Genomic DNA, 20,642 nt, shown 5'->3' with positions numbered 1-20,642 from the left:
ATCTTGTGTACTATTGTTATTAAAAATTACACACGACGACGTTTTGGAGGACGAGCACCATTATGTGGTACAGGAGTTACATCACGGATTGCTGTTACTTCTAGACCAGCAGCAGCAAGAGCACGGATAGCAGACTCACGACCTGAACCAGGACCCTTAACAGTTACTTCAACTGTCTTAAGACCGTGTTCTTGTGCAGATTTAGCAGCAGCTTCAGAAGCCATTTGAGCAGCAAATGGTGTAGATTTACGAGAACCTTTGAAACCAAGAGCACCAGCTGATGACCAAGCTACAGCATTACCATGCACATCTGTAATCATAACAATAGTGTTATTGAAAGTAGCGTGAATGTGAGCAATACCAGATTCGATATTCTTTTTCACACGACGTTTACGTGTTGGTTTAGCCAATGTTTTTACCTCCTATTTTATTTTAATTATTTTTTCTTACCTGCAATCGCAACAGCTTTACCTTTACGAGTGCGAGCATTGTTTTTAGTGTTTTGACCACGGACAGGAAGTCCACGACGGTGACGGATACCACGGTATGAACCGATTTCCATCAAACGTTTGATGTTAAGGTTAACTTCACGACGAAGGTCACCTTCAACTTTGATTGCATCCACTTCGCGACGGATAGCGTCTTCTTGATCATTTGTCAAATCTTTAACGCGGATGTCTTCAGAAACGCCTGCAGCAGCCAAGATTTTCTTAGATGTTGCAAGTCCGATACCGTATACGTAAGTAAGTGAAATTACTACACGTTTATCGTTTGGAATGTCAACTCCAGCAATACGAGCCATGATTTCTCCTTTCTATATTATCCTTGACGTTGTTTGTGTTTTGGATTTGTTGGACAAATTACCATAACACGACCGTTACGACGAATAACTTTACAGTATTCGCAAATTGGTTTAACCGATGGTCTTACCTTCATGTTTTAATCCCTCCAATTATTTCGATTATTTAAAGCGGTATGTGATGCGTCCACGTGTCAAATCATAAGGACTCATTTCAACAGTCACACGGTCACCGACCAAAATACGAATGTAGTTTTTACGGATTTTACCAGAAACTGTCGCCAAAATTTGGTGTCCATTTTCCAATTCAACAGTAAACATAGCATTAGGCATAGTTTCGACAACTTTACCTTCAATTTCAATCACGTCTTCTTTTGCCACGCAAAAGTACCCCCTAAAATTTCGATTTGATTTCCTCTAAGCACAGAGGTAACAATTATAAGCCAGACTAAAGTATTATAACATGCTTAAGTCTGATACGCAAGTAAGATTATATAATTATTTAATTGCTGCAATAGCTTTTTTAACATCAGCAAATACATCATCGATATCTTGGTTACCTTGAATATCTGATACAAGACCAAGCTCACGATAATGTGCAATAATTGGCTCACCTTGAGCAATGTTTACGTCAAGACGACGTTTAACAGTTTCAGGTTTATCATCTTCACGTTGGTAATAGTCTTCTTCCTTGTAGTCAGCTGGTGGGTTGAATACTTTATGGTAAGTTTCACCTGTTTCGCGGTGAATAATACGACCACTCAAGCGTTCAAGAAGGCAAGATGGATCCACTTCGATATTGATTACTCCATCAAGCTCCAAACCAAGATCAACCAAGATTTGATCCAAGGAATGAGCTTGTTCGATTGTGCGAGGAAAACCATCCAAAAGGAATCCTTTTTCCTTAATGTCGTCTTGAGCCAAACGCTCTTTAACGATTCCGTTTGTTACTTCATCTGGTACTAATTCACCTTTATCGATGAATGATTTGGCCAAAGTTCCCATTTCTGTTTGGTTAGCCATAGCAGCACGGAACATATCACCAGTTGAGATGTGAGCTACACCAAATTCTTCAACAATTTTTGCAGCTTGAGTCCCTTTACCAGCACCTGGTAGACCCATAATTAAAAGATTCATCTTACGAACTCCTTATTTTTGTTTTCAAATAACTCTATCAAGGTTTTAAAACATTGGTAGAGTTATCAAAAAACAAAAGAGAAGGGACAGAAAGTAACCTTTCTTTCCCTCTCAATTGTTCATGAGAAGACTTAGTCTTCAAGATTCATAAATCCAACGTACTGACGTTTCAATAGGTAACCTTCAAGTTGCTTCATACCTTCGATACCAGTTGAAATCAAGATCAAGAGAGATGTACCACCAAGCGCGATTGAGCTTGTAAGGTGCATAAACTGTTGAGCCGCAATAGGAGCCAATGAAATAAACGCGAGAAATACAGCTCCGATTGTTGCCAATCTCTTAAGCAATGAAGACATGTACTTTTCAGTCTCACGACCTGGACGAACGCTAGGAATGTAAGACCCATTCTTTTGAAGATTTTCAGCAGTTTTTTCAGGATTTACTTGGACAAATGTGTAGAAGAATGAAAACAAGATAATCAATATCGCGTAAGTAAGCATTCCACTAGGTGTATTATACGAGAGTAGTCCTTGTAAGTTTGATAACCATGTAACCTTAGAGAAGAATGGAAGAATAGTACTAGGAATTGTTGTAATCGAGCTAGCAAAGATAACGGGAATAACACCAGCCGGATTAACTTTCAATGGAAGGTAAGAACTCGTTGGAGCCCCTTGAACCAATTTAGTATATTGAATTGGAATTTGATATTCTGCCTGTTGAACAAATGTCGTAAAGAAGACAATCGCCAAACCTACCACAATTAGCAAAACTACTATGATATATGAACGAGTCAATTCTCCTGAACGAACGTTGACAAAGAAATCCTCGTAAATTGTTGAGAACATTTTTGGAATAGAAGCAATGATCCCTGAAAAAATAATCATTGACACACCATTACCAAAACCTTTATCTGTGATTTGTTCACCCAGCCATGTCACAATTATGCTACCAGCAGTTAGGATTGTCCCAATCAATAGGTAGGTTGAAACATTTGGTGTTTTAACCAATGAAATTGATGAGAGAGTATTAAAACTTGCTGTAATACCAATCGATTGAACAAAGGCTAAAACAAGAGTGATGTAGCGAGTCGCTTGGTTCAATTTACGACGACCAACTTCCCCTTGTTTGCCCCACTCCACAAATTTTGGATAGATATCCATCTGCAAAAGTTGGACAATGATTGATGCTGTAATGTAAGGACTAACCCCCATCGAGAAGATAGAGAAGTTATTCATGGCATTACCAGACACCAAGTTAAGCATGTTCAAGAAAGGTAAATCACTTAATTGTTTCAAACTTTCCGCATTGATACCAGGAACTGTTACATGAGTCCCTACACGAAAAACGAAAATAATGAAGATTGTAAATAAAATCTTATTACGAACGTTTTTGACCTTCAATGCGTCTTTTAATAGTTTAAAGAACATAATGAGTTACCCCTCATTAGATGACTTCGATTGAACCACCTTTAGCAGTGATAGCTGCTTCAGCAGATTTTGAGAATTTAGCTGCTTTAACAGTCAATTTCTTAGTCAATTCGCCGTTACCAAGAACTTTAACGCCTGATTTTTCAGCACGAACGATTCCAGCTTCTTTAAGAACTGCTGGAGTTACTTCTGTACCATCTTCAAAGACGTTCAATTGATCAAGGTTTACAAGTGCGTATTCTTTAGCGTTGATGTTAGTGAATCCACGTTTTGGAAGACGACGGAACAATGGAGTTTGTCCACCTTCAAATCCTGGACGTACACCACCACCGCTACGAGCTTTTTGACCTTTTTGACCACGGCCTGAAGTTTTACCGTTACCAGATGAAGTACCACGACCTACACGGTTACGGACTTTACGAGAACCTTCAGCAGGTTTCAATTCATGAAGTTTCATTATTATTTTCTCCTCTTTTTGTAAAATGCTAGCGCCTCTAACCAAGTAAGGTAGCTTAATTAGAAACTCGCCTATACATGAAATTCAGTTTAAGTCGCAAGGGAACCCTCACGACTTAAATCAATTTTTATTTAACGTCTTCTACAGTTACCAAGTGAGATACTGCGTTGACCATACCACGGATAGCAGCGTTGTCTTCTTTAACAACTGAGCTATTCAATTTACCAAGTCCAAGAGCAACAACTGTTTTACGTTGTTCTGGTTTGCGTCCGATTGGAGACTTAGTCAAAGTAATTTTAATTTGAGCCATTGTTATCTCCTTTCTTATGCCAAGTCAGATACTGAGATGCCACGAAGAGCCGCAACTTCTTCAGCACGTTTAAGTTGTTTCAATCCTTCAACAGTCGCACGAACGATGTTGATTGGAGTGTTTGAACCGAGTGATTTAGATGTTACATCAGCAACACCAGCCAATTCGATGACGGCACGAACTGCACCACCAGCGGCAACCCCAGCCCCTTCAACAGCTGGTTTCAACAATACTTTCGCTCCACCAAATTCTGAACGAACTTCGTGAGGAATAGTTGTACCAACCATAGGAACTTCGATAAGGTTTTTCTTAGCTGCTTCAACTGCTTTACGGATAGCTTCTGGAACCTCTTGAGATTTACCAGTACCAAATCCTACGCGACCATTACGGTCACCAACAACAACAAGAGCAGCAAAACGCATGTTGCGTCCACCTTTTACAACTTTAGTAACACGGTTGATAGCAACTACGCGTTCTTCAAGTTCTACTGCATTATCTTTAAATGCCATTATTAAGTGTCCTCCCTATTAGAATTTCAATCCGTTTTCACGAGCTGAGTCAGCCAAAGCTTTAACACGTCCGTGATAGAGATATCCACCGCGGTCAAACACCACTTCAGAAATACCTTTAGCTACTGCGCGTTCAGCAACAAGTTTACCGACAACAACGGCTTGTTCTGTTTTAGTTCCTTTAGAAACTTCTTTATCAAGAGTTGATGCACTTGCGAGCGTTACACCCGCTACGTCATCAATAACTTGAGCGTAGATGCCTGTATTAGAACGGAAAATGTTCAAACGTGGGCGATCAGCAGTTCCAGAGAGTTTTCCGCGAACGCGACGGTGGCGTTTTTGGCGGAGTTTATTTTTATCTGGTTTCGAAATCACAATTTTCACCTCTTAATTATAATGCTTGCTCATGAGAGCTTTTGGTAAGTAGGCAATCCAAAAAGAATAGCCACAAGGATGAAATCCTATTATTTACCAGTTTTACCTTCTTTACGACGTACGTATTCACCAACGTAACGGATACCTTTACCTTTGTAAGGTTCTGGTGAACGAAGGCTACGGATGTAAGCTGCTGTTTGACCAACAACTTCTTTGTTGATACCGCTAACAACAATTGAAGTTGCAGATGGTACTTCAAAAGTAATACCTTCTGGAGCTTCAACTTCGTCTTGGTGAGATTTACCAACTGAAAGAACAAGTTTTGTTCCTTGGAGTTGCGCACGATATCCGACACCGCGCATTTCAAGTTCTTTTTTGAAACCTTCTGAAACACCAACAACCATGTTGTTCAAGTTTGCACGTGAAGTACCGTGGATTGTTTTGTTTTCTTTTGAGTCGTTTGGACGGTGAAGTGTAACTTCATTGCCTTCAACTTTGATTTCAATGTTTTTGTTAAACTCACGAGTGAGTTCGCCTTTAGGTCCTTTAACAGTAACAACATTATCGTTGTTTGTTACTTCAACACCAGCAGGCAAAGTAATAACTTTATTACCAATACGTGACATAGTATTTAATTCTCCTGTTAGATTATCAAGCCACAAAGTGACTAGTTTTCACGGGGATGAGTTTCAGCGAATATAATCAATGAAACTCGCACAAATCATTTGAGATAAGTACTTAGTACCAGCTTCTTACCAAACGTAAGCGATAACTTCTCCACCAACGTTCTTTTGACGAGCTTCTTTATCAGTCAAAAGACCTTCTGAAGTAGAGATGATCGCGATTCCAAGGCCGTTAAGAACTTTAGGAACATCTTCACGTTTAGAGTAAACACGAAGACCTGGTTTAGAAATACGTTTCAAGTTAGTGATAACACGTTCACCGTTTTGTCCGTATTTCAAGAATACGCGGATGATACCTTGTTTGTCATCTTCGATAACTTCAACATTTTTTACGAAACCTTCACGTTTAAGAATTTCAGCGATACCTTTTTTAATGTTTGATGCAGGTACTTCAAGCACTTCGTGTTTAGCTTGGTTAGCGTTACGAATACGTGTCAAGAAATCTGCAATTGGGTCAGTCATAACCATTTTATATTTTCTCCTCTTACTAGTAGTTTGAATAATTCACTTGCTAGTTAATGATTGAGCTAGGCTCAGATTGTGTTAAATACATTCAAATTAGGTGGAACTAACTTAAATGTACCATGTTTTTACCAAGAAGCTTTGGTAACACCTGGAATTTGACCTTTGTAAGCCAATTCACGGAAGCAAACACGGCAAAGTTTAAATTTGCGATAAACTGAGTGTGGACGTCCACAACGTTCGCAACGAGTGTAAGCTTGCGTAGAGAACTTCGCAGGGCGTTTGTTCTTAGCAATCATTGATTTTTTAGCCAATTTATTTACCTCCTAGATTATTTTGCAAAAGGCATTCCAAGGCCTTTAAGCAATTCACGACCTTCTTCGTCAGTGTTAGCAGTAGTTACGATAACGATATCCATACCACGTACTTTATCAACATCGTCGAAGTTGATTTCTGGGAAGATAAGTTGTTCTTTAACACCAAGTGTGTAGTTACCACGTCCATCAAATGATTTAGTTGGAACACCATGGAAGTCACGAACACGTGGAAGTGATACTGATACCAATTTATCCAAGAATTCGTACATGCGTTCACCACGAAGGGTAACTTTAGCACCGATCGCTACACCTTCACGAAGACGGAAGCCAGCGATTGATTTCTTAGCTTTAGTAATCAATGGTTTTTGACCTGAAATAAGTGCCAACTCAGCAGCAGCTTTTTCAAGAGTTTTAGCGTTGTTTACAGCTTCACCAACACCCATATTGATAACGATTTTATCAACTTTTGGCACAGCCATAACTGAAGAATAATTGAATTTTTCAGTCAAAGCTGGAATTACTTCGTTAGTGTATTTTTCTTTAAGACGGTTAGCCATTTAATACTTTCTCCTTTCCTTCGTGATTAGTCAAGCACTTCGCCTGATTTTTTGTTGTAACGAACTTTTGTGCCGTCAACAACTTTGTAACCTACACGTCCAGCTACACCGTTCTTGTCAAGAACTTGAACGTTTGAAGCGTGGATTGGTGCTTCTTTTTCCACGATAGCACCTTGAGGGTTTTCAGCTGATGGTTTTTGGTGTTTTTTGATGATTGCAACACCTTCAACAACAACTTTGTTTACTTTTGGAAGAGCTTTAAGAACTACTGCTTCAGTTCCTTTGTCTTTACCAGCAATAACGCGAACTTTATCGCCTTTTTTTACAAACATTTGAGTATTTCTCCTATTATTTCTTACGCCTCAATGGGCACCCTGAATATATCAGGGGACTAAGTTTGTGTTAATTCAGATTAAAGTACTTCTGGCGCCAAAGATACGATACGCATGTATCCACCTTCACGCAATTCACGTGCAACAGGGCCAAAGATACGAGTTCCACGAGGAGTTTTGTCATCGCGGATGATTACTGCAGCATTGTCATCAAACTTGATGTATGAACCGTCTGGACGGCGAGCACCAGTTTTTGTACGAACGATAACAGCTTTAACAACATCACCTTTTTTAACAGCTCCACCTGGTGTAGCTTGTTTAACAGTTGCAACGATAACGTCGCCGATGTTAGCGAATTTACGTCCTGAACCACCAAGAACTTTGATAGTCAAGATTTCACGAGCACCGCTATTATCAGCAACTTTTAAGCGACTTTCTTGTTGAATCATTTCAATTGTCTCCTTTTAGTTTTATTAGATAATAACAGCTTCTTCCACAACTTCTACAAGACGGAAGCGTTTTGTAGCTGAAAGTGGGCGAGTTTCCATGATACGAACGATATCGCCTTCTTTAGCAACGTTGTTTTCATCATGTGCTTTGTATTTTTTAGAATAGTTGATACGTTTACCATAGACTGGGTGGTTACGTTTAGTTTCAACTACAACTGTGATTGTTTTATCCATCTTGTCAGATACTACGCGTCCAACAAGGGTTTTACGTTGATTACGTTCCATTATTAGAATTGCTCCTTTCCCAATCTATTATTTGATTTCAGATTGCACAGTTTTAACACGTGCAATTTGTTTTTTCACTTCGTTCAAACGGGCAGTTTGATCAAGTTGACCTGCTGCAGCTTGGAAACGAAGGTCGAAAAGTTCTTTCTTAAGTTCGTTTTCTTTTTTAGCAAGCTCTTCTTGAGACAAGCCACGAAGCTCAGCAACAAACTTTTTGATTTCTTCAAGTTTCATGTCTTCTCCTTATTCTGCTTCACGTTTCACGAATTTACATTTAACTGGCAATTTGTGGCTAGCAAGACGAAGCGCTTCACGTGCAACTTCTTCAGAAACACCTGCGATTTCGAACATTACTTTACCACGTTTAACTGGTGCTACCCAACCTTCAGGTGCCCCTTTACCAGAACCCATACGTACACCGATAGCTTTAGCAGTGTATGATTTGTGTGGGAAGATCTTAATCCAAACCTTACCACCACGTTTCATGTAACGAGTCATGGCAATACGAGCAGCCTCGATTTGACGGTTTGTAATCCAGTGGCTAGTTGTAGCTTGAAGACCGTATTCACCGAATGATACTTCTTTACCGCCTTTAGCCTCACCGCGCATTTTTCCACGGAATTCACGACGGTGTTTAACACGTTTAGGTACTAACATTTGTTATTTGCCTCCTTTAGTGTTTTTACGAGCTGGAAGAACTTCTCCACGGTAGATCCAAACTTTAACACCAAGTTTACCGTAAGTTGTGTCAGCTTCTTCCCAAGCGTAATCGATATCAGCGCGAAGTGTGTGAAGTGGAACTGTACCTTCTGAGTATCCTTCTGCACGGGCGATATCTGCACCGTTCAAGCGACCTGATACTTGAGTCTTGATCCCTTTAGCTCCAGCACGCATTGCACGTTGGATAGCTTGTTTTTGTGCACGACGGAAAGCAACACGTTGCTCAAGTTGACGAGCAATAGTTTCACCAACAAGGTGAGCGTCCAAATCAGGTTTTTTGATTTCAACGATGTTGATGTGAACTTGTTTTCCAGTCAATTTATTAAGTTGAGCGCGAAGAGCGTCAACGTTTGATCCACCTTTACCGATAACCATACCTGGTTTAGCAGTGTGAAGTGAAACAATAACTTTGTTTACAGCACGTTCAATTTCAATAGTTGAAACTGAAGCGTCTGCAAGTTCTTTTTGAATGAATTTGCGGATTGCCAAATCTTCGTGAAGGTAATCTGCGTATTCTTTTTCAGCATACCATTTCGCATCCCAGTCACGGATGATCCCGACACGCATACCAATTGGATGTACTTTTTGACCCACGAGTTTACCTCCTTATTTTTCTGACACAACTACTGTTACGTGAGTTGTGCGTTTGTTGATTGGTGAAGCTGAACCTTTCGCACGTGGACGGAAACGTTTCATTGTTGGTCCTTCGTTTGCGAATGTTTCAGATACTACCAAGTTAGCTTTTTCCAAACCAAAGTTGTTTTCTGCATTAGCGATAGCAGAGTTAAGTGTTTTCTCAACAATGCGAGCTGCTTTGTTTGGAGTGAATTTCAAGATTGCGATTGCATCAGCAACGTTCTTACCACGGATAAGATCAAGAACAAGACGTGTTTTACGAGGTGAAACACGCACTGTACGAGCCATTGCTTTAGCTGAAGTAATTTCTGCCATTGTGTCCTCCTCCTATTAACGACGTGTTTTCTTATCGTCAGCTGCGTGACCTTTGTAAGTACGAGTTGGTGCAAATTCACCAAGTTTGTGACCTACCATGTCTTCTTGGATGTAAACAGGAACATGTTTACGTCCATCATAAACTGCGATAGTGTATCCGATGAAACTTGGGAAAATCGTTGAACGACGTGACCAAGTTTTAATTACTTTTTTCTTTTCGTCATTTGCTTGAGCTTCAACTTTTTTCATCAAATGCTCATCGACGAAAGGTCCTTTTTTAAGACTACGTCCCATTTTGTAGTTTTCTCCTTTAAATTGAATGTACCACAGCGGCTTGCACTAAGAAGTGCTACCGAGTTGGCGGATGTTATGCGCTAAGCGACTAAATTATTTTTCGTTACGACGACGAACGATAAGTTTGTCAGATTTAGCTTTCTTGTTACGAGTTTTAAGACCAAGCGCAGGTTTACCCCATGGAGTAGATGGCGCTTTACGTCCAACTGGTGCTTTACCTTCACCACCACCGTGTGGGTGATCGTTAGGGTTCATTACAGAACCACGAACTGTTGGGCGAATACCTTTCCAGCGATTACGACCGGCTTTACCAAGGTTGATAAGTGATTGTTGTTCGTTACCTACAGTACCGATAGTTGCACGACAAGTACCAAGAATCATACGAACTTCGCCTGATTGAAGACGAACAAGTACGTATTTACCTTCTTGACCCAAAACTTGAGCAGAAGCACCAGCGGCACGGATAAGTTCAGCACCTTTACCTGGTTGAAGCTCAATGTTGTGGATAACTGTACCAACTGGGATGTTTGCAAGTGGAAGAGCGTTACCAATCTTGATATCCGCATCTGGACCCGAAACGATACGTTGACCTACTTCAAGACCTTTAGGTGCGACGATGTAAGCTTTAACCCCGTCAGTGTAGTGTACAAGAGCGATGTTTGCAGTACGGTTTGGATCATACTCAATTGTTTTAACAACTGCTTCAACGCCATCTTTGTTACGTTTGAAGTCAATCAAACGGTAGTGACGTTTGTGTCCGCCACCTTGGTGACGTACAGTGATACGACCGTTGTTGTTACGACCAGCTTTGTTCTTAAGAGAAACAAGCAATGATTTTTCAGGAGTGCTTGTAGTGATTTCTGCGAAATCCAAAGAAGTCATGTTACGACGGCCATTTGTCGTTGGTTTATAAACTTTAATACCCACGTTAATTTCTCCTTTGATTATTCAGCTTCAGCTGCAAACAACTCGATTGCTTTAGAATCAGCTGTAAGAGTGATGATAGCTTTTTTAGTTTTTGAAGTGAAACCAGTGTAACGTCCAACACGTTTTTGTTTTGGTTTAACAGTTACAGTGTTCACGCTAGCAACTTTAACACCTTCAAATGCAGCTTCAACTGCTTGTTTGATCAAGAGTTTGTGTGCACGTGTATCAACTTCGAAAGTGTATTTTCCTGCTTCAAGAGCAATCATAGATTTCTCAGTGATAACAGGTTTTTTGATTACGTCATACAAATTCATTATGCAAGAACCTCCTCGATTGATGAGATAGCTTCTTTAGTAACAAGAAGTTTATCTGCGTTTACGATGTCAAGTACACTTGCAGTTGCAGGAGTTGCAACAGTTACGTTTGCAAGGTTACGTGCTGAAAGTTCAGCAAATTTGTTTCCTTCTTCAACGATAACAAGTACTTTAGAATCGATGCTAAGAGCTGAAAGAACGTTTGCGAATTCAGCAGTTTTTGGAGCTGCAAATGAAAGAGCTTCAACTGCTACAAATTTATCTTCTGCAACTTTAGCTGAGTAAACAGATTTCAATGCAAGGCGACGAACTTTTTGTGGAAGTTTGTATCCGTAAGAACGTGGAGTTGGTCCGAAGACAACACCACCACCACGCCATTGTGGTGAGCGGATAGAACCTTGACGAGCACGTCCAGTCCCTTTTTGACGCCATGGTTTACGTCCACCACCTGATACTGCTGAACGGTTTTTAACCGCGTGAGTACCTTGGCGAAGGCTAGCACGTTGGCTGATTACGACATCAAATACTACTGATTCGTTTGGTTCGATACCGAAGATAGCGTCGTTAAGTTCAACTGTACTAACTTCTTTACCAGTTTGGTCAAATAGTTTTACGTTTGCCATTTTTAACTGATTTCTCCTTTCTTATTATTTAGCAGCTTTAACTGCTGATTTGATAGTGATAAGAGATTTCTTAGCACCTGGTACGTTACCTTTGATAAGGATAACGTTTTTCTCTGGGATAACTTGTACAACTTCAAGGTTTTGAATTGTCACACGGTTGCCACCCATACGTCCTGCCAAGTGTTTGTTTTTGAAAACACGGTTAGGCGCAACAGGTCCCATTGAACCTGGACGACGGTGGTAACGAGAACCGTGAGCCATAGGTCCGCGTGATTGACCATGGCGTTTAATAACACCTTGGAAACCTTTACCTTTTGAAGTACCAGTTACGTCAACAACATCTCCAGCTTCGAATGTGTCAACAGTGATTTCTGATCCAACTTCCAAGCCTTCAATGTTTTTGAATTCACGAATGAAGCGCTTAGGAGCTGTGTTAGCTTTCGCTACGTGGCCTTTGGCAGGTTTGTTGCTCAATACTTCACGTTTGTCGTCAAAACCAACTTGAACTGCTTCGTAACCGTCTGTTTCAACAGTTTTAACTTGAAGCACAACGTTTGGAGTAGCTTCGATGACAGTAACAGGGATAAATTCACCTGCTTCAGTGAAGATTTGAGTCATTCCCACTTTTTTCCCTAAGATTCCTTTTGTCATGAGAAAATATTTCCTTTACTTTAATGTATTTAAAAAAGTTTTTTATGAGCGTTTTTTATGCTCAAAAAAGTTTTTAACGAGCGTTTTTTATGCTCAATGAATCAATCTTTAAATTAAAGTTTGATTTCGACGTTCACACCACTTGGAAGATCAAGTTTCATCAAAGCGTCAACTGTTTTTTGAGTTGGGTTGATGATGTCGATGAGACGTTTGTGTGTACGCATTTCAAATTGTTCGCGAGAATCTTTATATTTGTGAGTCGCACGAATAATTGTGTAGAGACTACGTTCAGTTGGAAGTGGAACTGGTCCAGCAACTGTCGCACCAGTGCGAGTTGCAGTTTCTACGATTTTTTCAGCCGCTGTATCAAGCGTACGGTGTTCGTAAGCTTTCAAACGGATACGAATTTTTTTGTTTGCCATTTTTTCTCCTCTTTCGTCTATTTAAGATAATAGGCTAGCTCCTCAAGAAAACCAACACGGATTGCGTGGCAGTGCAACCAGGCGTGTCGCAACCTCTTGTATCATAGCTAAGCGCTGTATTTACAGCACCATAATATAATAACAAAAGACCCCACTCATTGCAAGGTTTTTTAAAAATTTTTCCTTTTTCTTTATTTTCTTTTTTGAGTAAACAAAAAATCCACCTTAGATGGATTTTTTATCAACTTTCTTGAGTGTAGTCGTACCCCATGTGTTCATAGGCTTTAACCGTTGCGACACGTCCTGTTCGTGTACGCATAATGAAACCTTTTTGGATTAGATAAGGTTCGTACATATCTTCTACTGTTTCTCGCTCTTCAGCAATATTAACTGATAAAGTACCTAAGCCAACGGGCCCTCCCCCATATATCTCAATCATAGTTCGGAGGATTTTTTGGTCAACGTAGTCTAACCCTTCATGATCTACATCAAGCATAGTCAATGCCTTATCTGCAATCTTATCGTCAATGATACCATCACCCATGATTTGAGCATAGTCTCGCACGCGCTTAAGTAGGCGGTTAGCAATACGTGGTGTTCCGCGACTACGACGCGCTAATTCCAACGCTGCCTCTGGTGTTATTGTCATTTCAAAGATTTCCGAAGTACGTTCTACAATCTCTGTCAAATCAGGTAACTCATAATATTCCATATGACCATTAATCCCAAAGCGAGCTCTCAAAGGATTTGACAACATACCTGCTCGTGTGGTCGCACCAACCAAAGTGAAGGGAGGCAGGTCTAGGTGAACACTACGACTTGTTTCACCTGCTCCAATCATGATATCGATATAGTAATCTTCCATAGCACTATAAAGAACTTCTTCCACTGCCATAGGCATACGATGGATCTCATCAATAAATAAGATGTCCCCCGGCTCCAAGTCATTAAGTATGGCAACTAAATCACCAGCCTTTTCAATTGCCGGCCCAGACGTTTGCTTCAAATTCACTCCCATCTCATTGGCTATTACAAACGCCATAGTCGTTTTACCCAAACCAGGTGGGCCAAACAAAAGGGTATGGTCTAGAGCCTCATCACGGAGTTTAGCTGCTTCTATAAAAATTTTTAATTGGTCCTTAACCTTATCTTGACCAATATATTCCTTAAAGTACTGAGGGCGAAGGGTACGTTCAACGTACTCTTCATCTCCTAGTAAGTCATTATCCAATATTCTTGCCATAGGCTTATTTTAGCACAAAACAAAAAACTGAGTCAAAATTTGTTCACAAAAAGAGAAGACAACCCTTGCCTTCTCTTTTTATTATTTGGATTATTTTTTACCACCTTTAACAGGTTTCTTATTTGCTTTCGCGATAGCCTCTTTGATTGTATTAGTATATAATTTAGCACCACGGTTAATAGAGTCACTATCAGAGCCAAAGTGAACCCCATCTGTACCATTCCAAATAGAAATATTTTCTTTAGCAATTTGATACCAATCAGCAACCGTCACAAAGTCATATTTCTTAGCCATCTCTAACTCATACTTACGTAACTGAACTAAAGATGCAGCTTCATTTCCAGACTTACTACCATTGTATGGTGTCACAAAGATAATACGGTGACCCTTAGGTAAATTCTTGATGATTTTATTAATAACACCTTTGTAATCATCAATCTCATTAACACCACCAGCAATAACAACATCCTTGGCAAGAGCGTTACTATCCGCATAATCTTTAAGTAAGTCATTGATTGTTGATAGATTACGGCTTACTACTGCATCTATAGCGACATTATCAATACTTGATTCAATCTGATCTTTCGACCTAAGAGCAACAGAGTCCCCTAGAATTGTCACTCCTTTATTCACACCAAATGAAGTAGCCTGACTGTTCTCCGCATTGGTACGCGTCAATTTCATCTTAGTTTGAGCTTGTGACAATCCGTTAGCTTCCAAGTCTTTCTCAAAGTTCCCAACAGCTGGTGCAAAGAGAGAAATGAGCACTGTAATTAAGGTGAGTCCACTGAAGACATAGAGCACAATATGTCGGTAAGGTGTCAAGTCCAAATCTATTCCAAAGATACTTGCCTTTCTTCCTGCAATAAATGGCTCTATTATATAGTAGGAAAGTGTTGCAAAAACAATTGACAGAATCGTTGTAAGAATGACTGCAATAATATTATTGGTCAATTGACTAAAGATAATATATAGCGGCCAATGGAACAAATAGACGCTGTAGCTGATTTCCGCTAAATAACTAATAACCGCAGGCTCTGATTTACCAGGTAACTTCTCATGGAGAATACGTGCAGAGTAAATCATGACAGCCGTAAACAAACTAGCCAAAACAAACCCAAATAGATAGGTAATACGTTCTTCAAAATGAAGGACTAAGCCCAACAATAAGAGCAGAGCAAAGCTACCAACCATATAAAGGACCGTCTTTTTAAGTTCCCATAGGCGAACATTTTTCTTAAACCTAGCAGTCGTCTCATGTACACCTGAAAGCGTCGCAAAAAGCGAACCTAAAAAGAAAGGATAAGCATGCGTAATTGAAGAAAAATACAAGCGAGAAAAACCATCAACAAAGAAAGCACTAACAAACATTGAGAGGAAACTTACCGTAAAGCAGGTAAGAGATACCATGAAAACTAGACCTCTAAATTGATTTTGATGCTTAACACGCTTTGCTAGGAACCAAAGTAAGGCACCCCAAAGAATATAATAATGAACCTCAATAGCTAGACTCCATGTGTGGAGGTAGATATGCTGGTTAAACTGATTCTCATAATTCCCACCAGTTAAAATTTCATAATAGTTAGTTACAAAACCAATAACAGAGGTAATCTGACGCCCGACGCCTGCAATAAAATCATTTCGAACCAAGAGTGCTAAAGGGGTACAGATAAGCACCATCAGTACAAGTGGTGGTACTATACGGTAAAAGCGTCGTCGCATAAAACCAAGATAATCAATGCGCTGCGTCCTAGCCACCTCATCAATCAAAAGTGACGTAATCAGATAGCCTGAAAAGGTAAAGAAAACATCAACACCAATGAATCCCCCAGGGAGAATGCTTGGGAAGAAATGATAGACAAGAACCAAAAAAAGCCCTGTCACACGAATATAAGAAAACCAGTTAATTCTCATCCTTTAAAAATCCCCTGTTTAAATTTTCCTTTGTAGATAGCCTTATTTTCAGTAGTCAATTTTCCTTGCCCATCTGCTTGACCAGATTTGAACTCACCTTCATAAGTCCAACCTTCGTGAGATTTAAAAGTTCCTTTACCATTAAAGGAACCATTTTTAAATCCACCCGTATAGGTATCACCATTATCATAAGTCAGAGTTCCTTGGCCGTTTAAACGATGGTTCTGCATCTGGCCTTTATAGGTAATTTTAGTCCCATCAATTTTAATAGAATGTTGCGTTTTTATAGTCACCAACAACAAGGACAGAGCACATAAAATAATAATCCCTACCGTGATACGCTCAAATCGATTACGATCAATATTTTTAAAATCAAAATTCTTTAGCTGTTTAAAATTCATTGTCTATCCTTAATCCACTGTAACCAGTCTTGGCAACCTGCAGTTACCAAATTGTATGTTTCTTCAAAATCACCTGTGTACCATGGGTCCGGAACCCCGCCGGGTCTAAAGAGCTTAATTTTATCGTCATAACGACCCGCAGATACTTGTAGAAGATCCTCAACATTTGACTCATCCATCCCCAAAATCAGATCAAAGAATTCAAAATCTGACCGACTTATCTGTTGTGAACTTTTGGAAGAATCAAAAGAAACTGCATATTGCCTTAAAATCTTTTGGGTTCCTTGGTGAACTGGATTTCCATGTTCCCAAGAAGAAGTTGCACGACTTTCGATATGCAAAGACCCATCCTGGTCAAGCGCTTTCATTACAAACTCCGCCATAGGGCTTCGACAAATATTTCCCAGACAAACAAACACAACCTTATTCATTACTCACCTCTTATCCAAAGCTCTTAGAAAATCTGCTCACTTATTCTCTTTGTTACAATTGTGAACATACTCCTAAATTATGAAAGTAGGTTCTCATTAATTTTCATTTAATCAAACCATATTATACCGAAAAACTAATTAAATAGAAAGACTTCTTTCCTAATACTATCGAAAAATTGACACGCGTTTTTTCTAACAGTTATCAAGTCATATATGGCCTTATTCTGTTTACTGACTAAAGAAAAAAGAACCTAGTTTTCTAGATTCTTTGTCTTCATTATTAGATATTTGACCAAACACTCTCAAGAATGTTTGTTTGTTCACGTCCAGGTCCTACAGAGAAGGTAGAGATACGTACACCGACCAACTCACCAACACGACGAACATAATTACGGGCATTTTCAGGAAGCTCATCTAAACTACGGCAACCTGTAATATCCTCTTCCCAACCTGGCAATTCTTCATAAATTGGTTTACAACGTTTCAATTGCTCAAGGCTAGCTGGATAGTAATCAATGCGCTCACCATCAAGATCGTAGGCTACACAAATTTTCACAGTATCAAAACCTGAAAGAACGTCGATACAGTTCAAGCTAAGGTTTGTAATCCCTGATACACGACGGCTATGACGCATTACTACTGAGTCAAACCATCCTACACGACGTGGACGTCCAGTTGTTGTTCCATATTCATGACCAACTTCACGGATACGTTCACCCACTTCATCAAATAACTCAGTTGGGAAAGGACCATCACCAACACGACTCGTATAGGCCTTACATACACCCACAACCTTATTAATTTTAGAAGGTCCAACACCAGAACCAATTGTAACACCACCCGCAACTGGGTTTGATGACGTTACAAATGGGTAAGTACCTTGGTCAATATCAAGCATAACTCCTTGAGCCCCTTCAAAGAGGACACGTTTACCGGCATCAAGAGCATCATTCAAGATAACAGATGTATCTGTGACGTATTGTTTTATTTGTTGTCCGTAAGCGTAGTATTCTTCGAAAATCTCATCGAATGATAACTCTTCAGACTCATACATCTTACTGAAAAGACGATTTTTCTCAGCCAAGTTTGTCTTCAAGCGACTAGCAAAGATTTCTTTGTCCAAAAGATCGGCAATACGGATACCTACACGCGCAGCCTTATCCATATAGGCAGGACCAATACCTTTGTTAGTTGTACCAATCTTATTATCACCTTTAGCAGCTTCTTGCAGTTGATCAAGTTTAATGTGGTACGGCAAGATAACGTGCGCACGGTCAGAAATACGAAGGCTCTCTGTTGACACACCTTCGGCATGAAGATATTCCAACTCTTTGACAAGTGATTTAGGATTGACCACTACACCGTTCCCGATAACAGAGATTTTCTCTGGGAAGAAAATACCTGATGGAATCAAGTGCAATTTAAATTTCTTACCATCGATAACAATCGTGTGACCTGCATTGTCTCCACCTTGATAACGTGCGATCACTTCGGCATCTTGACTTAGGAAATCTGTAATTTTCCCTTTACCTTCATCACCCCACTGGGTACCCACAACAACTACTGATGTCATATTATTTTGATAACGGACAGCTCCATCTTTTCGAGACTGCCTCCACCTTTCTTGAAAAACTTCACGGTGGGAATTTCACCCACAAGTTTTGCGTTACATTTTATTATATCAGAAAAGAGACTAATTGTTCAACGATGAAAGCGTTTATATCAAAATATTCTGACAGTTACAACCAAGATTGCAACTAATTTTTTACTATATATTTTTAATCTCACATCTTATGTAGAGCTACCAACTATTTTATGACTAAATTATTATAGCAGTTATTTAACCTTCTTCATAATATAATCGTTTAACTGCTTTTGATTCTTTAAAACTATTGTTTTGTCAGGATACTTTTTTACAGCAACTTTAAATTTCGTTACATTCTTTTGTGAATGTCCATCTAATAGAATCCATTTCACAAATTCGAAATCGAATTTTTCATTGCAATTTTCCGCCATGCTAGGACGCGTCCGCCCCTTGTATTTTAAATATCTCCTAAAAGCCCGATAGAGACAATTAACTCTATTAAAGTTGAAATATATAATACAGTCAGCTTCTCTCATACGCTCTTCATAAAGACAGGCCGAGTAATTCCCTTCAATAATCCAATCCTTTTGTAACATAAATTTTGAAATATCATCAGTCATTTCATTAACTGTCCGCTCTTTCCAGTTTGATGTGAAATGAATTTTATCTAAATGAAGCACCTCACAATTGTAGTGTTGACCTAGAAAACTTGCCAAAGTCGACTTTCCAGAACTACTATAGCCAATGATTGCAATTTTCAACTCATGTCTCCTTTTTCAATTCTGTTTCTTGACTATTATCATAACACAAAGCATATATTTAGAAGAAATTATCATTGGGAACAACTCTCGTTTAGACAAACAAGCACGTAAAGTTCTGTTTAAAGTGAGTTCTTTCTTAGAAAAATAAAAAAGAGACCTACAATCAAGTCTCTTTTCGATATTAAGCTGCCCCCTACATGGATTTGTAAGAACTTTTCATATTGAAAATAAACAAAAATGTTGAAATATAGCTGATTTTAGGGAAATACTTCTAGGTGTTTTCAATGTCAGGCTTTAAAAACGTGGCAAAAGTGGGGCAAAAACGAATGACTCGTATTTGGTTTGAAAACCTATAATACCTAATGTTTATGCTATTCTAGATATATAGTTTTGTTATAAACAAATGTCAGTGCGAGATCAAATTGGAGGATAAAATGGAAAAACAAATTAATGAAAAAAAAGCCTTGGTTCCCAAAGCTTTTTAATCTTATAAACTCATTAAAACAACTCCCAGTAAGGTGTGGAATGTTTTTTAGTCTGTGTCATATAAAAATAAATAGAATGAATAGCTATAGCTAGAGCTAAAATGGTTGTTATACTCACTACTATTATAGGATTAGAAGCAAAGATTAAAGAGAGAATCAAGGCAGCCAGATAGAGTGTCGCTTGGACACAGTAGTAACTTTTCGAATAGCGAAGATAGTGTTTGTTATAGGGCCCATTTACTAGGACAGCAGCTTGAAAGAGGCCAAATCCGATATAAGAGAAGCTGGTTGCAAAGAGAAGATTAGCTTCAGGATTCAGAAGAAAACTCATCGAAACGGTCATCATAAGAAGTCCAATGAAAATAGGATAGTGACTGTAAATTAGAAATAGTCCCTTTTGATTAGATTTTTCATCAATAGCATGGTCGAATTGACCAAAATAAAACAAGAACAGAGAAAGCATAATAATGAAATAAAGAACCGAATAAATCGAGAATTTCTCGATTGTAAAGAAGTTAGCTAGCTCCATAATCATCTCTCCAAACGTAATATAGAAAAGCGAGGATATCCTCGCTTTTTTTATTTAATCTAATAGCTCCTTATTTTCAATTAAGAGCTCTAGTGGAGATTTATCTCTTGCTTCAATAAAACCAGGTTCATATTGGGTATGAAGTGTTCTTTTCTGAGAAGTTGGATCAATATACAACTCTTTTCCATCTTCTGTGTATAGTTGGTTGCCTCTTGTTAGGTAAAGTAAATCCTCTAAGTACTGTCCATCAGTATGTAGGAAATGCTCGATGTATTTGACAGCTTTTAAGATT

The 20,642-nt window shown here is 39.1% G+C and carries 34 protein-coding genes and 1 pseudogene; all 35 read right to left on the bottom strand.

From position 1 onward, the window contains the following. Positions 1-26 precede the first annotated feature (26 nt). A complete protein-coding gene (rpsK, locus tag HMPREF9425_RS00540) occupies positions 27-410 on the bottom strand; it encodes a 30S ribosomal protein S11 (protein ID WP_002887520.1) in 384 nt (127 codons plus the stop codon). 26 nt (positions 411-436) lie between these two features. Continuing rightward, complete coding sequence (gene rpsM / locus HMPREF9425_RS00535) at positions 437-802, bottom strand: 30S ribosomal protein S13 (RefSeq protein WP_002885820.1); 366 nt, start codon at positions 800-802, stop codon at positions 437-439. Positions 803-819: 17 nt separating this feature from the next. Then, positions 820-936, bottom strand: a complete 117-nt coding sequence (rpmJ, locus tag HMPREF9425_RS09150) for a 50S ribosomal protein L36 (protein WP_000868345.1) — start codon at positions 934-936, stop codon at positions 820-822. 25 nt (positions 937-961) lie between these two features. Continuing rightward, the gene (infA, locus tag HMPREF9425_RS00530; RefSeq protein ID WP_001040189.1) at positions 962-1,180 is read right to left on the bottom strand and encodes a translation initiation factor IF-1; all 219 of its coding nucleotides are present in this window, start codon (positions 1,178-1,180) and stop codon (positions 962-964) included. Between the two features lie 117 nt (positions 1,181-1,297). Further along, positions 1,298-1,936, bottom strand: a complete 639-nt coding sequence (locus HMPREF9425_RS00525) for an adenylate kinase (protein ID WP_003092019.1) — start codon at positions 1,934-1,936, stop codon at positions 1,298-1,300. Positions 1,937-2,067: 131 nt separating this feature from the next. Then, a complete protein-coding gene (gene secY, locus HMPREF9425_RS00520) occupies positions 2,068-3,363 on the bottom strand; it encodes a preprotein translocase subunit SecY (RefSeq protein WP_003095834.1) in 1,296 nt (431 codons plus the stop codon). Between the two features lie 16 nt (positions 3,364-3,379). After that, positions 3,380-3,820: a 50S ribosomal protein L15 gene (gene rplO / locus HMPREF9425_RS00515; RefSeq protein ID WP_002885849.1), complete on the bottom strand. Its 441-nt coding sequence runs from the start codon at positions 3,818-3,820 to the stop codon at positions 3,380-3,382. A 127-nt stretch (positions 3,821-3,947) separates the two neighbouring features. After that, positions 3,948-4,130, bottom strand: a complete 183-nt coding sequence (gene rpmD, locus HMPREF9425_RS00510; RefSeq protein WP_002885773.1) for a 50S ribosomal protein L30 — start codon at positions 4,128-4,130, stop codon at positions 3,948-3,950. A gap of 14 nt (positions 4,131-4,144) precedes the next feature. Then, positions 4,145-4,639, bottom strand: a complete 495-nt coding sequence (gene rpsE / locus HMPREF9425_RS00505; protein ID WP_002885626.1) for a 30S ribosomal protein S5 — start codon at positions 4,637-4,639, stop codon at positions 4,145-4,147. Between the two features lie 18 nt (positions 4,640-4,657). Then, on the bottom strand, positions 4,658-5,014 hold the full coding sequence (gene rplR / locus HMPREF9425_RS00500; protein WP_002885810.1) for a 50S ribosomal protein L18: 357 nt from the start codon (positions 5,012-5,014) through the stop codon (positions 4,658-4,660). Between the two features lie 89 nt (positions 5,015-5,103). Next, positions 5,104-5,640, bottom strand: a complete 537-nt coding sequence (gene rplF, locus HMPREF9425_RS00495; RefSeq protein WP_002887056.1) for a 50S ribosomal protein L6 — start codon at positions 5,638-5,640, stop codon at positions 5,104-5,106. Positions 5,641-5,766: 126 nt separating this feature from the next. Then, the gene (gene rpsH / locus HMPREF9425_RS00490; RefSeq protein WP_002885642.1) at positions 5,767-6,165 is read right to left on the bottom strand and encodes a 30S ribosomal protein S8; all 399 of its coding nucleotides are present in this window, start codon (positions 6,163-6,165) and stop codon (positions 5,767-5,769) included. A gap of 122 nt (positions 6,166-6,287) precedes the next feature. Continuing rightward, positions 6,288-6,473, bottom strand: a complete 186-nt coding sequence (locus HMPREF9425_RS00485; RefSeq protein WP_001085699.1) for a type Z 30S ribosomal protein S14 — start codon at positions 6,471-6,473, stop codon at positions 6,288-6,290. Positions 6,474-6,490: 17 nt separating this feature from the next. Beyond that, positions 6,491-7,033, bottom strand: coding sequence for a 50S ribosomal protein L5 (gene rplE, locus HMPREF9425_RS00480; protein WP_002887058.1), 543 nt, complete (start codon positions 7,031-7,033; stop codon positions 6,491-6,493). A gap of 26 nt (positions 7,034-7,059) precedes the next feature. After that, positions 7,060-7,365: a 50S ribosomal protein L24 gene (rplX, locus tag HMPREF9425_RS00475; RefSeq protein ID WP_003095832.1), complete on the bottom strand. Its 306-nt coding sequence runs from the start codon at positions 7,363-7,365 to the stop codon at positions 7,060-7,062. Between the two features lie 80 nt (positions 7,366-7,445). Continuing rightward, on the bottom strand, positions 7,446-7,814 hold the full coding sequence (rplN, locus tag HMPREF9425_RS00470; RefSeq protein WP_002885711.1) for a 50S ribosomal protein L14: 369 nt from the start codon (positions 7,812-7,814) through the stop codon (positions 7,446-7,448). Positions 7,815-7,838: 24 nt separating this feature from the next. Further along, the gene (gene rpsQ / locus HMPREF9425_RS00465) at positions 7,839-8,099 is read right to left on the bottom strand and encodes a 30S ribosomal protein S17 (RefSeq protein WP_002885836.1); all 261 of its coding nucleotides are present in this window, start codon (positions 8,097-8,099) and stop codon (positions 7,839-7,841) included. A gap of 27 nt (positions 8,100-8,126) precedes the next feature. Beyond that, positions 8,127-8,333 (bottom strand): 50S ribosomal protein L29, encoded by a 207-nt coding sequence (gene rpmC, locus HMPREF9425_RS00460; protein ID WP_002885754.1) that lies wholly within the window; start codon positions 8,331-8,333, stop codon positions 8,127-8,129. 9 nt (positions 8,334-8,342) lie between these two features. Further along, positions 8,343-8,756 (bottom strand): 50S ribosomal protein L16, encoded by a 414-nt coding sequence (gene rplP, locus HMPREF9425_RS00455; protein WP_000960950.1) that lies wholly within the window; start codon positions 8,754-8,756, stop codon positions 8,343-8,345. 3 nt (positions 8,757-8,759) lie between these two features. After that, positions 8,760-9,413 (bottom strand): 30S ribosomal protein S3, encoded by a 654-nt coding sequence (gene rpsC, locus HMPREF9425_RS00450; protein ID WP_002885727.1) that lies wholly within the window; start codon positions 9,411-9,413, stop codon positions 8,760-8,762. A 12-nt stretch (positions 9,414-9,425) separates the two neighbouring features. Beyond that, positions 9,426-9,770 carry a 50S ribosomal protein L22 gene (gene rplV, locus HMPREF9425_RS00445; protein ID WP_002887063.1) on the bottom strand — a complete coding sequence of 115 codons (345 nt, stop codon included), beginning with the start codon at positions 9,768-9,770 and terminating at the stop codon, positions 9,426-9,428. Between the two features lie 15 nt (positions 9,771-9,785). Further along, positions 9,786-10,064 carry a 30S ribosomal protein S19 gene (gene rpsS, locus HMPREF9425_RS00440; protein WP_000533765.1) on the bottom strand — a complete coding sequence of 93 codons (279 nt, stop codon included), beginning with the start codon at positions 10,062-10,064 and terminating at the stop codon, positions 9,786-9,788. A gap of 93 nt (positions 10,065-10,157) precedes the next feature. After that, the gene (rplB, locus tag HMPREF9425_RS00435) at positions 10,158-10,991 is read right to left on the bottom strand and encodes a 50S ribosomal protein L2 (protein ID WP_003091907.1); all 834 of its coding nucleotides are present in this window, start codon (positions 10,989-10,991) and stop codon (positions 10,158-10,160) included. A 17-nt stretch (positions 10,992-11,008) separates the two neighbouring features. Beyond that, positions 11,009-11,305 (bottom strand): 50S ribosomal protein L23, encoded by a 297-nt coding sequence (locus tag HMPREF9425_RS00430; RefSeq protein ID WP_002887066.1) that lies wholly within the window; start codon positions 11,303-11,305, stop codon positions 11,009-11,011. Then, complete coding sequence (gene rplD / locus HMPREF9425_RS00425) at positions 11,305-11,928, bottom strand: 50S ribosomal protein L4 (RefSeq protein ID WP_002885795.1); 624 nt, start codon at positions 11,926-11,928, stop codon at positions 11,305-11,307. Before rplD ends, HMPREF9425_RS00430 begins: the two co-directional genes overlap by 1 nt. Positions 11,929-11,952: 24 nt before the next feature. Continuing rightward, positions 11,953-12,579 (bottom strand): 50S ribosomal protein L3, encoded by a 627-nt coding sequence (gene rplC / locus HMPREF9425_RS00420; RefSeq protein ID WP_002885755.1) that lies wholly within the window; start codon positions 12,577-12,579, stop codon positions 11,953-11,955. Between the two features lie 113 nt (positions 12,580-12,692). After that, positions 12,693-13,001, bottom strand: coding sequence for a 30S ribosomal protein S10 (gene rpsJ / locus HMPREF9425_RS00415; protein ID WP_002885653.1), 309 nt, complete (start codon positions 12,999-13,001; stop codon positions 12,693-12,695). A 241-nt stretch (positions 13,002-13,242) separates the two neighbouring features. Then, entirely contained in the window at positions 13,243-14,244 is a 1,002-nt protein-coding gene (gene ruvB, locus HMPREF9425_RS00410; protein WP_003095828.1) for a Holliday junction branch migration DNA helicase RuvB, read from the bottom strand. A 90-nt stretch (positions 14,245-14,334) separates the two neighbouring features. Beyond that, entirely contained in the window at positions 14,335-16,158 is a 1,824-nt protein-coding gene (locus HMPREF9425_RS00405; RefSeq protein WP_003095826.1) for an acyltransferase family protein, read from the bottom strand. After that, positions 16,155-16,559, bottom strand: coding sequence for an MORN repeat-containing protein (locus HMPREF9425_RS00400; protein ID WP_003092069.1), 405 nt, complete (start codon positions 16,557-16,559; stop codon positions 16,155-16,157). The genes HMPREF9425_RS00405 and HMPREF9425_RS00400 overlap by 4 nt, the downstream gene beginning before the upstream one ends. Further along, positions 16,556-16,990 (bottom strand): low molecular weight protein-tyrosine-phosphatase, encoded by a 435-nt coding sequence (locus HMPREF9425_RS00395; protein ID WP_037621236.1) that lies wholly within the window; start codon positions 16,988-16,990, stop codon positions 16,556-16,558. The genes HMPREF9425_RS00400 and HMPREF9425_RS00395 overlap by 4 nt, the downstream gene beginning before the upstream one ends. Before the next feature lie 280 nt (positions 16,991-17,270). Next, on the bottom strand, positions 17,271-18,563 hold the full coding sequence (locus HMPREF9425_RS00390) for an adenylosuccinate synthase (RefSeq protein WP_003092081.1): 1,293 nt from the start codon (positions 18,561-18,563) through the stop codon (positions 17,271-17,273). Between the two features lie 263 nt (positions 18,564-18,826). Next, the gene (locus HMPREF9425_RS00385; RefSeq protein ID WP_003092030.1) at positions 18,827-19,336 is read right to left on the bottom strand and encodes a DNA topology modulation protein; all 510 of its coding nucleotides are present in this window, start codon (positions 19,334-19,336) and stop codon (positions 18,827-18,829) included. A 498-nt stretch (positions 19,337-19,834) separates the two neighbouring features. Beyond that, a pseudogene (locus HMPREF9425_RS00380) lies at positions 19,835-20,392 on the bottom strand (low temperature requirement protein A); the annotation flags it as partial. Positions 20,393-20,404: 12 nt separating this feature from the next. Continuing rightward, the coding region (locus HMPREF9425_RS09145) for a hypothetical protein (RefSeq protein ID WP_248687970.1) at positions 20,405-20,642 on the bottom strand (238 nt) is incomplete at its 5' end.

The sequence above is a fragment of the Streptococcus vestibularis ATCC 49124 genome (genome assembly GCF_000188295.1).
GTDB classification, from domain to species: Bacteria; Bacillota; Bacilli; order Lactobacillales; family Streptococcaceae; genus Streptococcus; species Streptococcus vestibularis.
This window is presented reverse-complemented; position numbering and strand designations above follow the sequence as displayed.

What these genes read in the sequence shown, in the direction of transcription:
- rpsM (WP_002885820.1), bottom strand. Translation starts at nt 802, where the DNA reads ATGGCTCGTATTGCTGGAGTTGACATTCCAAACGATAAACGTGTAGTA.
- rpmJ (WP_000868345.1), bottom strand. Translation starts at nt 936, where the DNA reads ATGAAGGTAAGACCATCGGTTAAACCAATTTGCGAATACTGTAAAGTT.
- HMPREF9425_RS00525 (WP_003092019.1), bottom strand. Translation starts at nt 1,936, where the DNA reads ATGAATCTTTTAATTATGGGTCTACCAGGTGCTGGTAAAGGGACTCAA.
- secY (WP_003095834.1), bottom strand. Translation starts at nt 3,363, where the DNA reads ATGTTCTTTAAACTATTAAAAGACGCATTGAAGGTCAAAAACGTTCGT.
- rplO (WP_002885849.1), bottom strand. Translation starts at nt 3,820, where the DNA reads ATGAAACTTCATGAATTGAAACCTGCTGAAGGTTCTCGTAAAGTCCGT.
- rpmD (WP_002885773.1), bottom strand. Translation starts at nt 4,130, where the DNA reads ATGGCTCAAATTAAAATTACTTTGACTAAGTCTCCAATCGGACGCAAA.
- rpsE (WP_002885626.1), bottom strand. Translation starts at nt 4,639, where the DNA reads ATGGCATTTAAAGATAATGCAGTAGAACTTGAAGAACGCGTAGTTGCT.
- rplF (WP_002887056.1), bottom strand. Translation starts at nt 5,640, where the DNA reads ATGTCACGTATTGGTAATAAAGTTATTACTTTGCCTGCTGGTGTTGAA.
- rpsH (WP_002885642.1), bottom strand. Translation starts at nt 6,165, where the DNA reads ATGGTTATGACTGACCCAATTGCAGATTTCTTGACACGTATTCGTAAC.
- rplE (WP_002887058.1), bottom strand. Translation starts at nt 7,033, where the DNA reads ATGGCTAACCGTCTTAAAGAAAAATACACTAACGAAGTAATTCCAGCT.
- rplX (WP_003095832.1), bottom strand. Translation starts at nt 7,365, where the DNA reads ATGTTTGTAAAAAAAGGCGATAAAGTTCGCGTTATTGCTGGTAAAGAC.
- rplN (WP_002885711.1), bottom strand. Translation starts at nt 7,814, where the DNA reads ATGATTCAACAAGAAAGTCGCTTAAAAGTTGCTGATAATAGCGGTGCT.
- rpsQ (WP_002885836.1), bottom strand. Translation starts at nt 8,099, where the DNA reads ATGGAACGTAATCAACGTAAAACCCTTGTTGGACGCGTAGTATCTGAC.
- rpmC (WP_002885754.1), bottom strand. Translation starts at nt 8,333, where the DNA reads ATGAAACTTGAAGAAATCAAAAAGTTTGTTGCTGAGCTTCGTGGCTTG.
- rplP (WP_000960950.1), bottom strand. Translation starts at nt 8,756, where the DNA reads ATGTTAGTACCTAAACGTGTTAAACACCGTCGTGAATTCCGTGGAAAA.
- rplV (WP_002887063.1), bottom strand. Translation starts at nt 9,770, where the DNA reads ATGGCAGAAATTACTTCAGCTAAAGCAATGGCTCGTACAGTGCGTGTT.
- rpsS (WP_000533765.1), bottom strand. Translation starts at nt 10,064, where the DNA reads ATGGGACGTAGTCTTAAAAAAGGACCTTTCGTCGATGAGCATTTGATG.
- HMPREF9425_RS00430 (WP_002887066.1), bottom strand. Translation starts at nt 11,305, where the DNA reads ATGAATTTGTATGACGTAATCAAAAAACCTGTTATCACTGAGAAATCT.
- rplD (WP_002885795.1), bottom strand. Translation starts at nt 11,928, where the DNA reads ATGGCAAACGTAAAACTATTTGACCAAACTGGTAAAGAAGTTAGTACA.
- rplC (WP_002885755.1), bottom strand. Translation starts at nt 12,579, where the DNA reads ATGACAAAAGGAATCTTAGGGAAAAAAGTGGGAATGACTCAAATCTTC.
- rpsJ (WP_002885653.1), bottom strand. Translation starts at nt 13,001, where the DNA reads ATGGCAAACAAAAAAATTCGTATCCGTTTGAAAGCTTACGAACACCGT.
- ruvB (WP_003095828.1), bottom strand. Translation starts at nt 14,244, where the DNA reads ATGGCAAGAATATTGGATAATGACTTACTAGGAGATGAAGAGTACGTT.
- HMPREF9425_RS00405 (WP_003095826.1), bottom strand. Translation starts at nt 16,158, where the DNA reads ATGAGAATTAACTGGTTTTCTTATATTCGTGTGACAGGGCTTTTTTTG.
- HMPREF9425_RS00400 (WP_003092069.1), bottom strand. Translation starts at nt 16,559, where the DNA reads ATGAATTTTAAACAGCTAAAGAATTTTGATTTTAAAAATATTGATCGT.
- HMPREF9425_RS00395 (WP_037621236.1), bottom strand. Translation starts at nt 16,990, where the DNA reads ATGAATAAGGTTGTGTTTGTTTGTCTGGGAAATATTTGTCGAAGCCCT.
- HMPREF9425_RS00390 (WP_003092081.1), bottom strand. Translation starts at nt 18,563, where the DNA reads ATGACATCAGTAGTTGTTGTGGGTACCCAGTGGGGTGATGAAGGTAAA.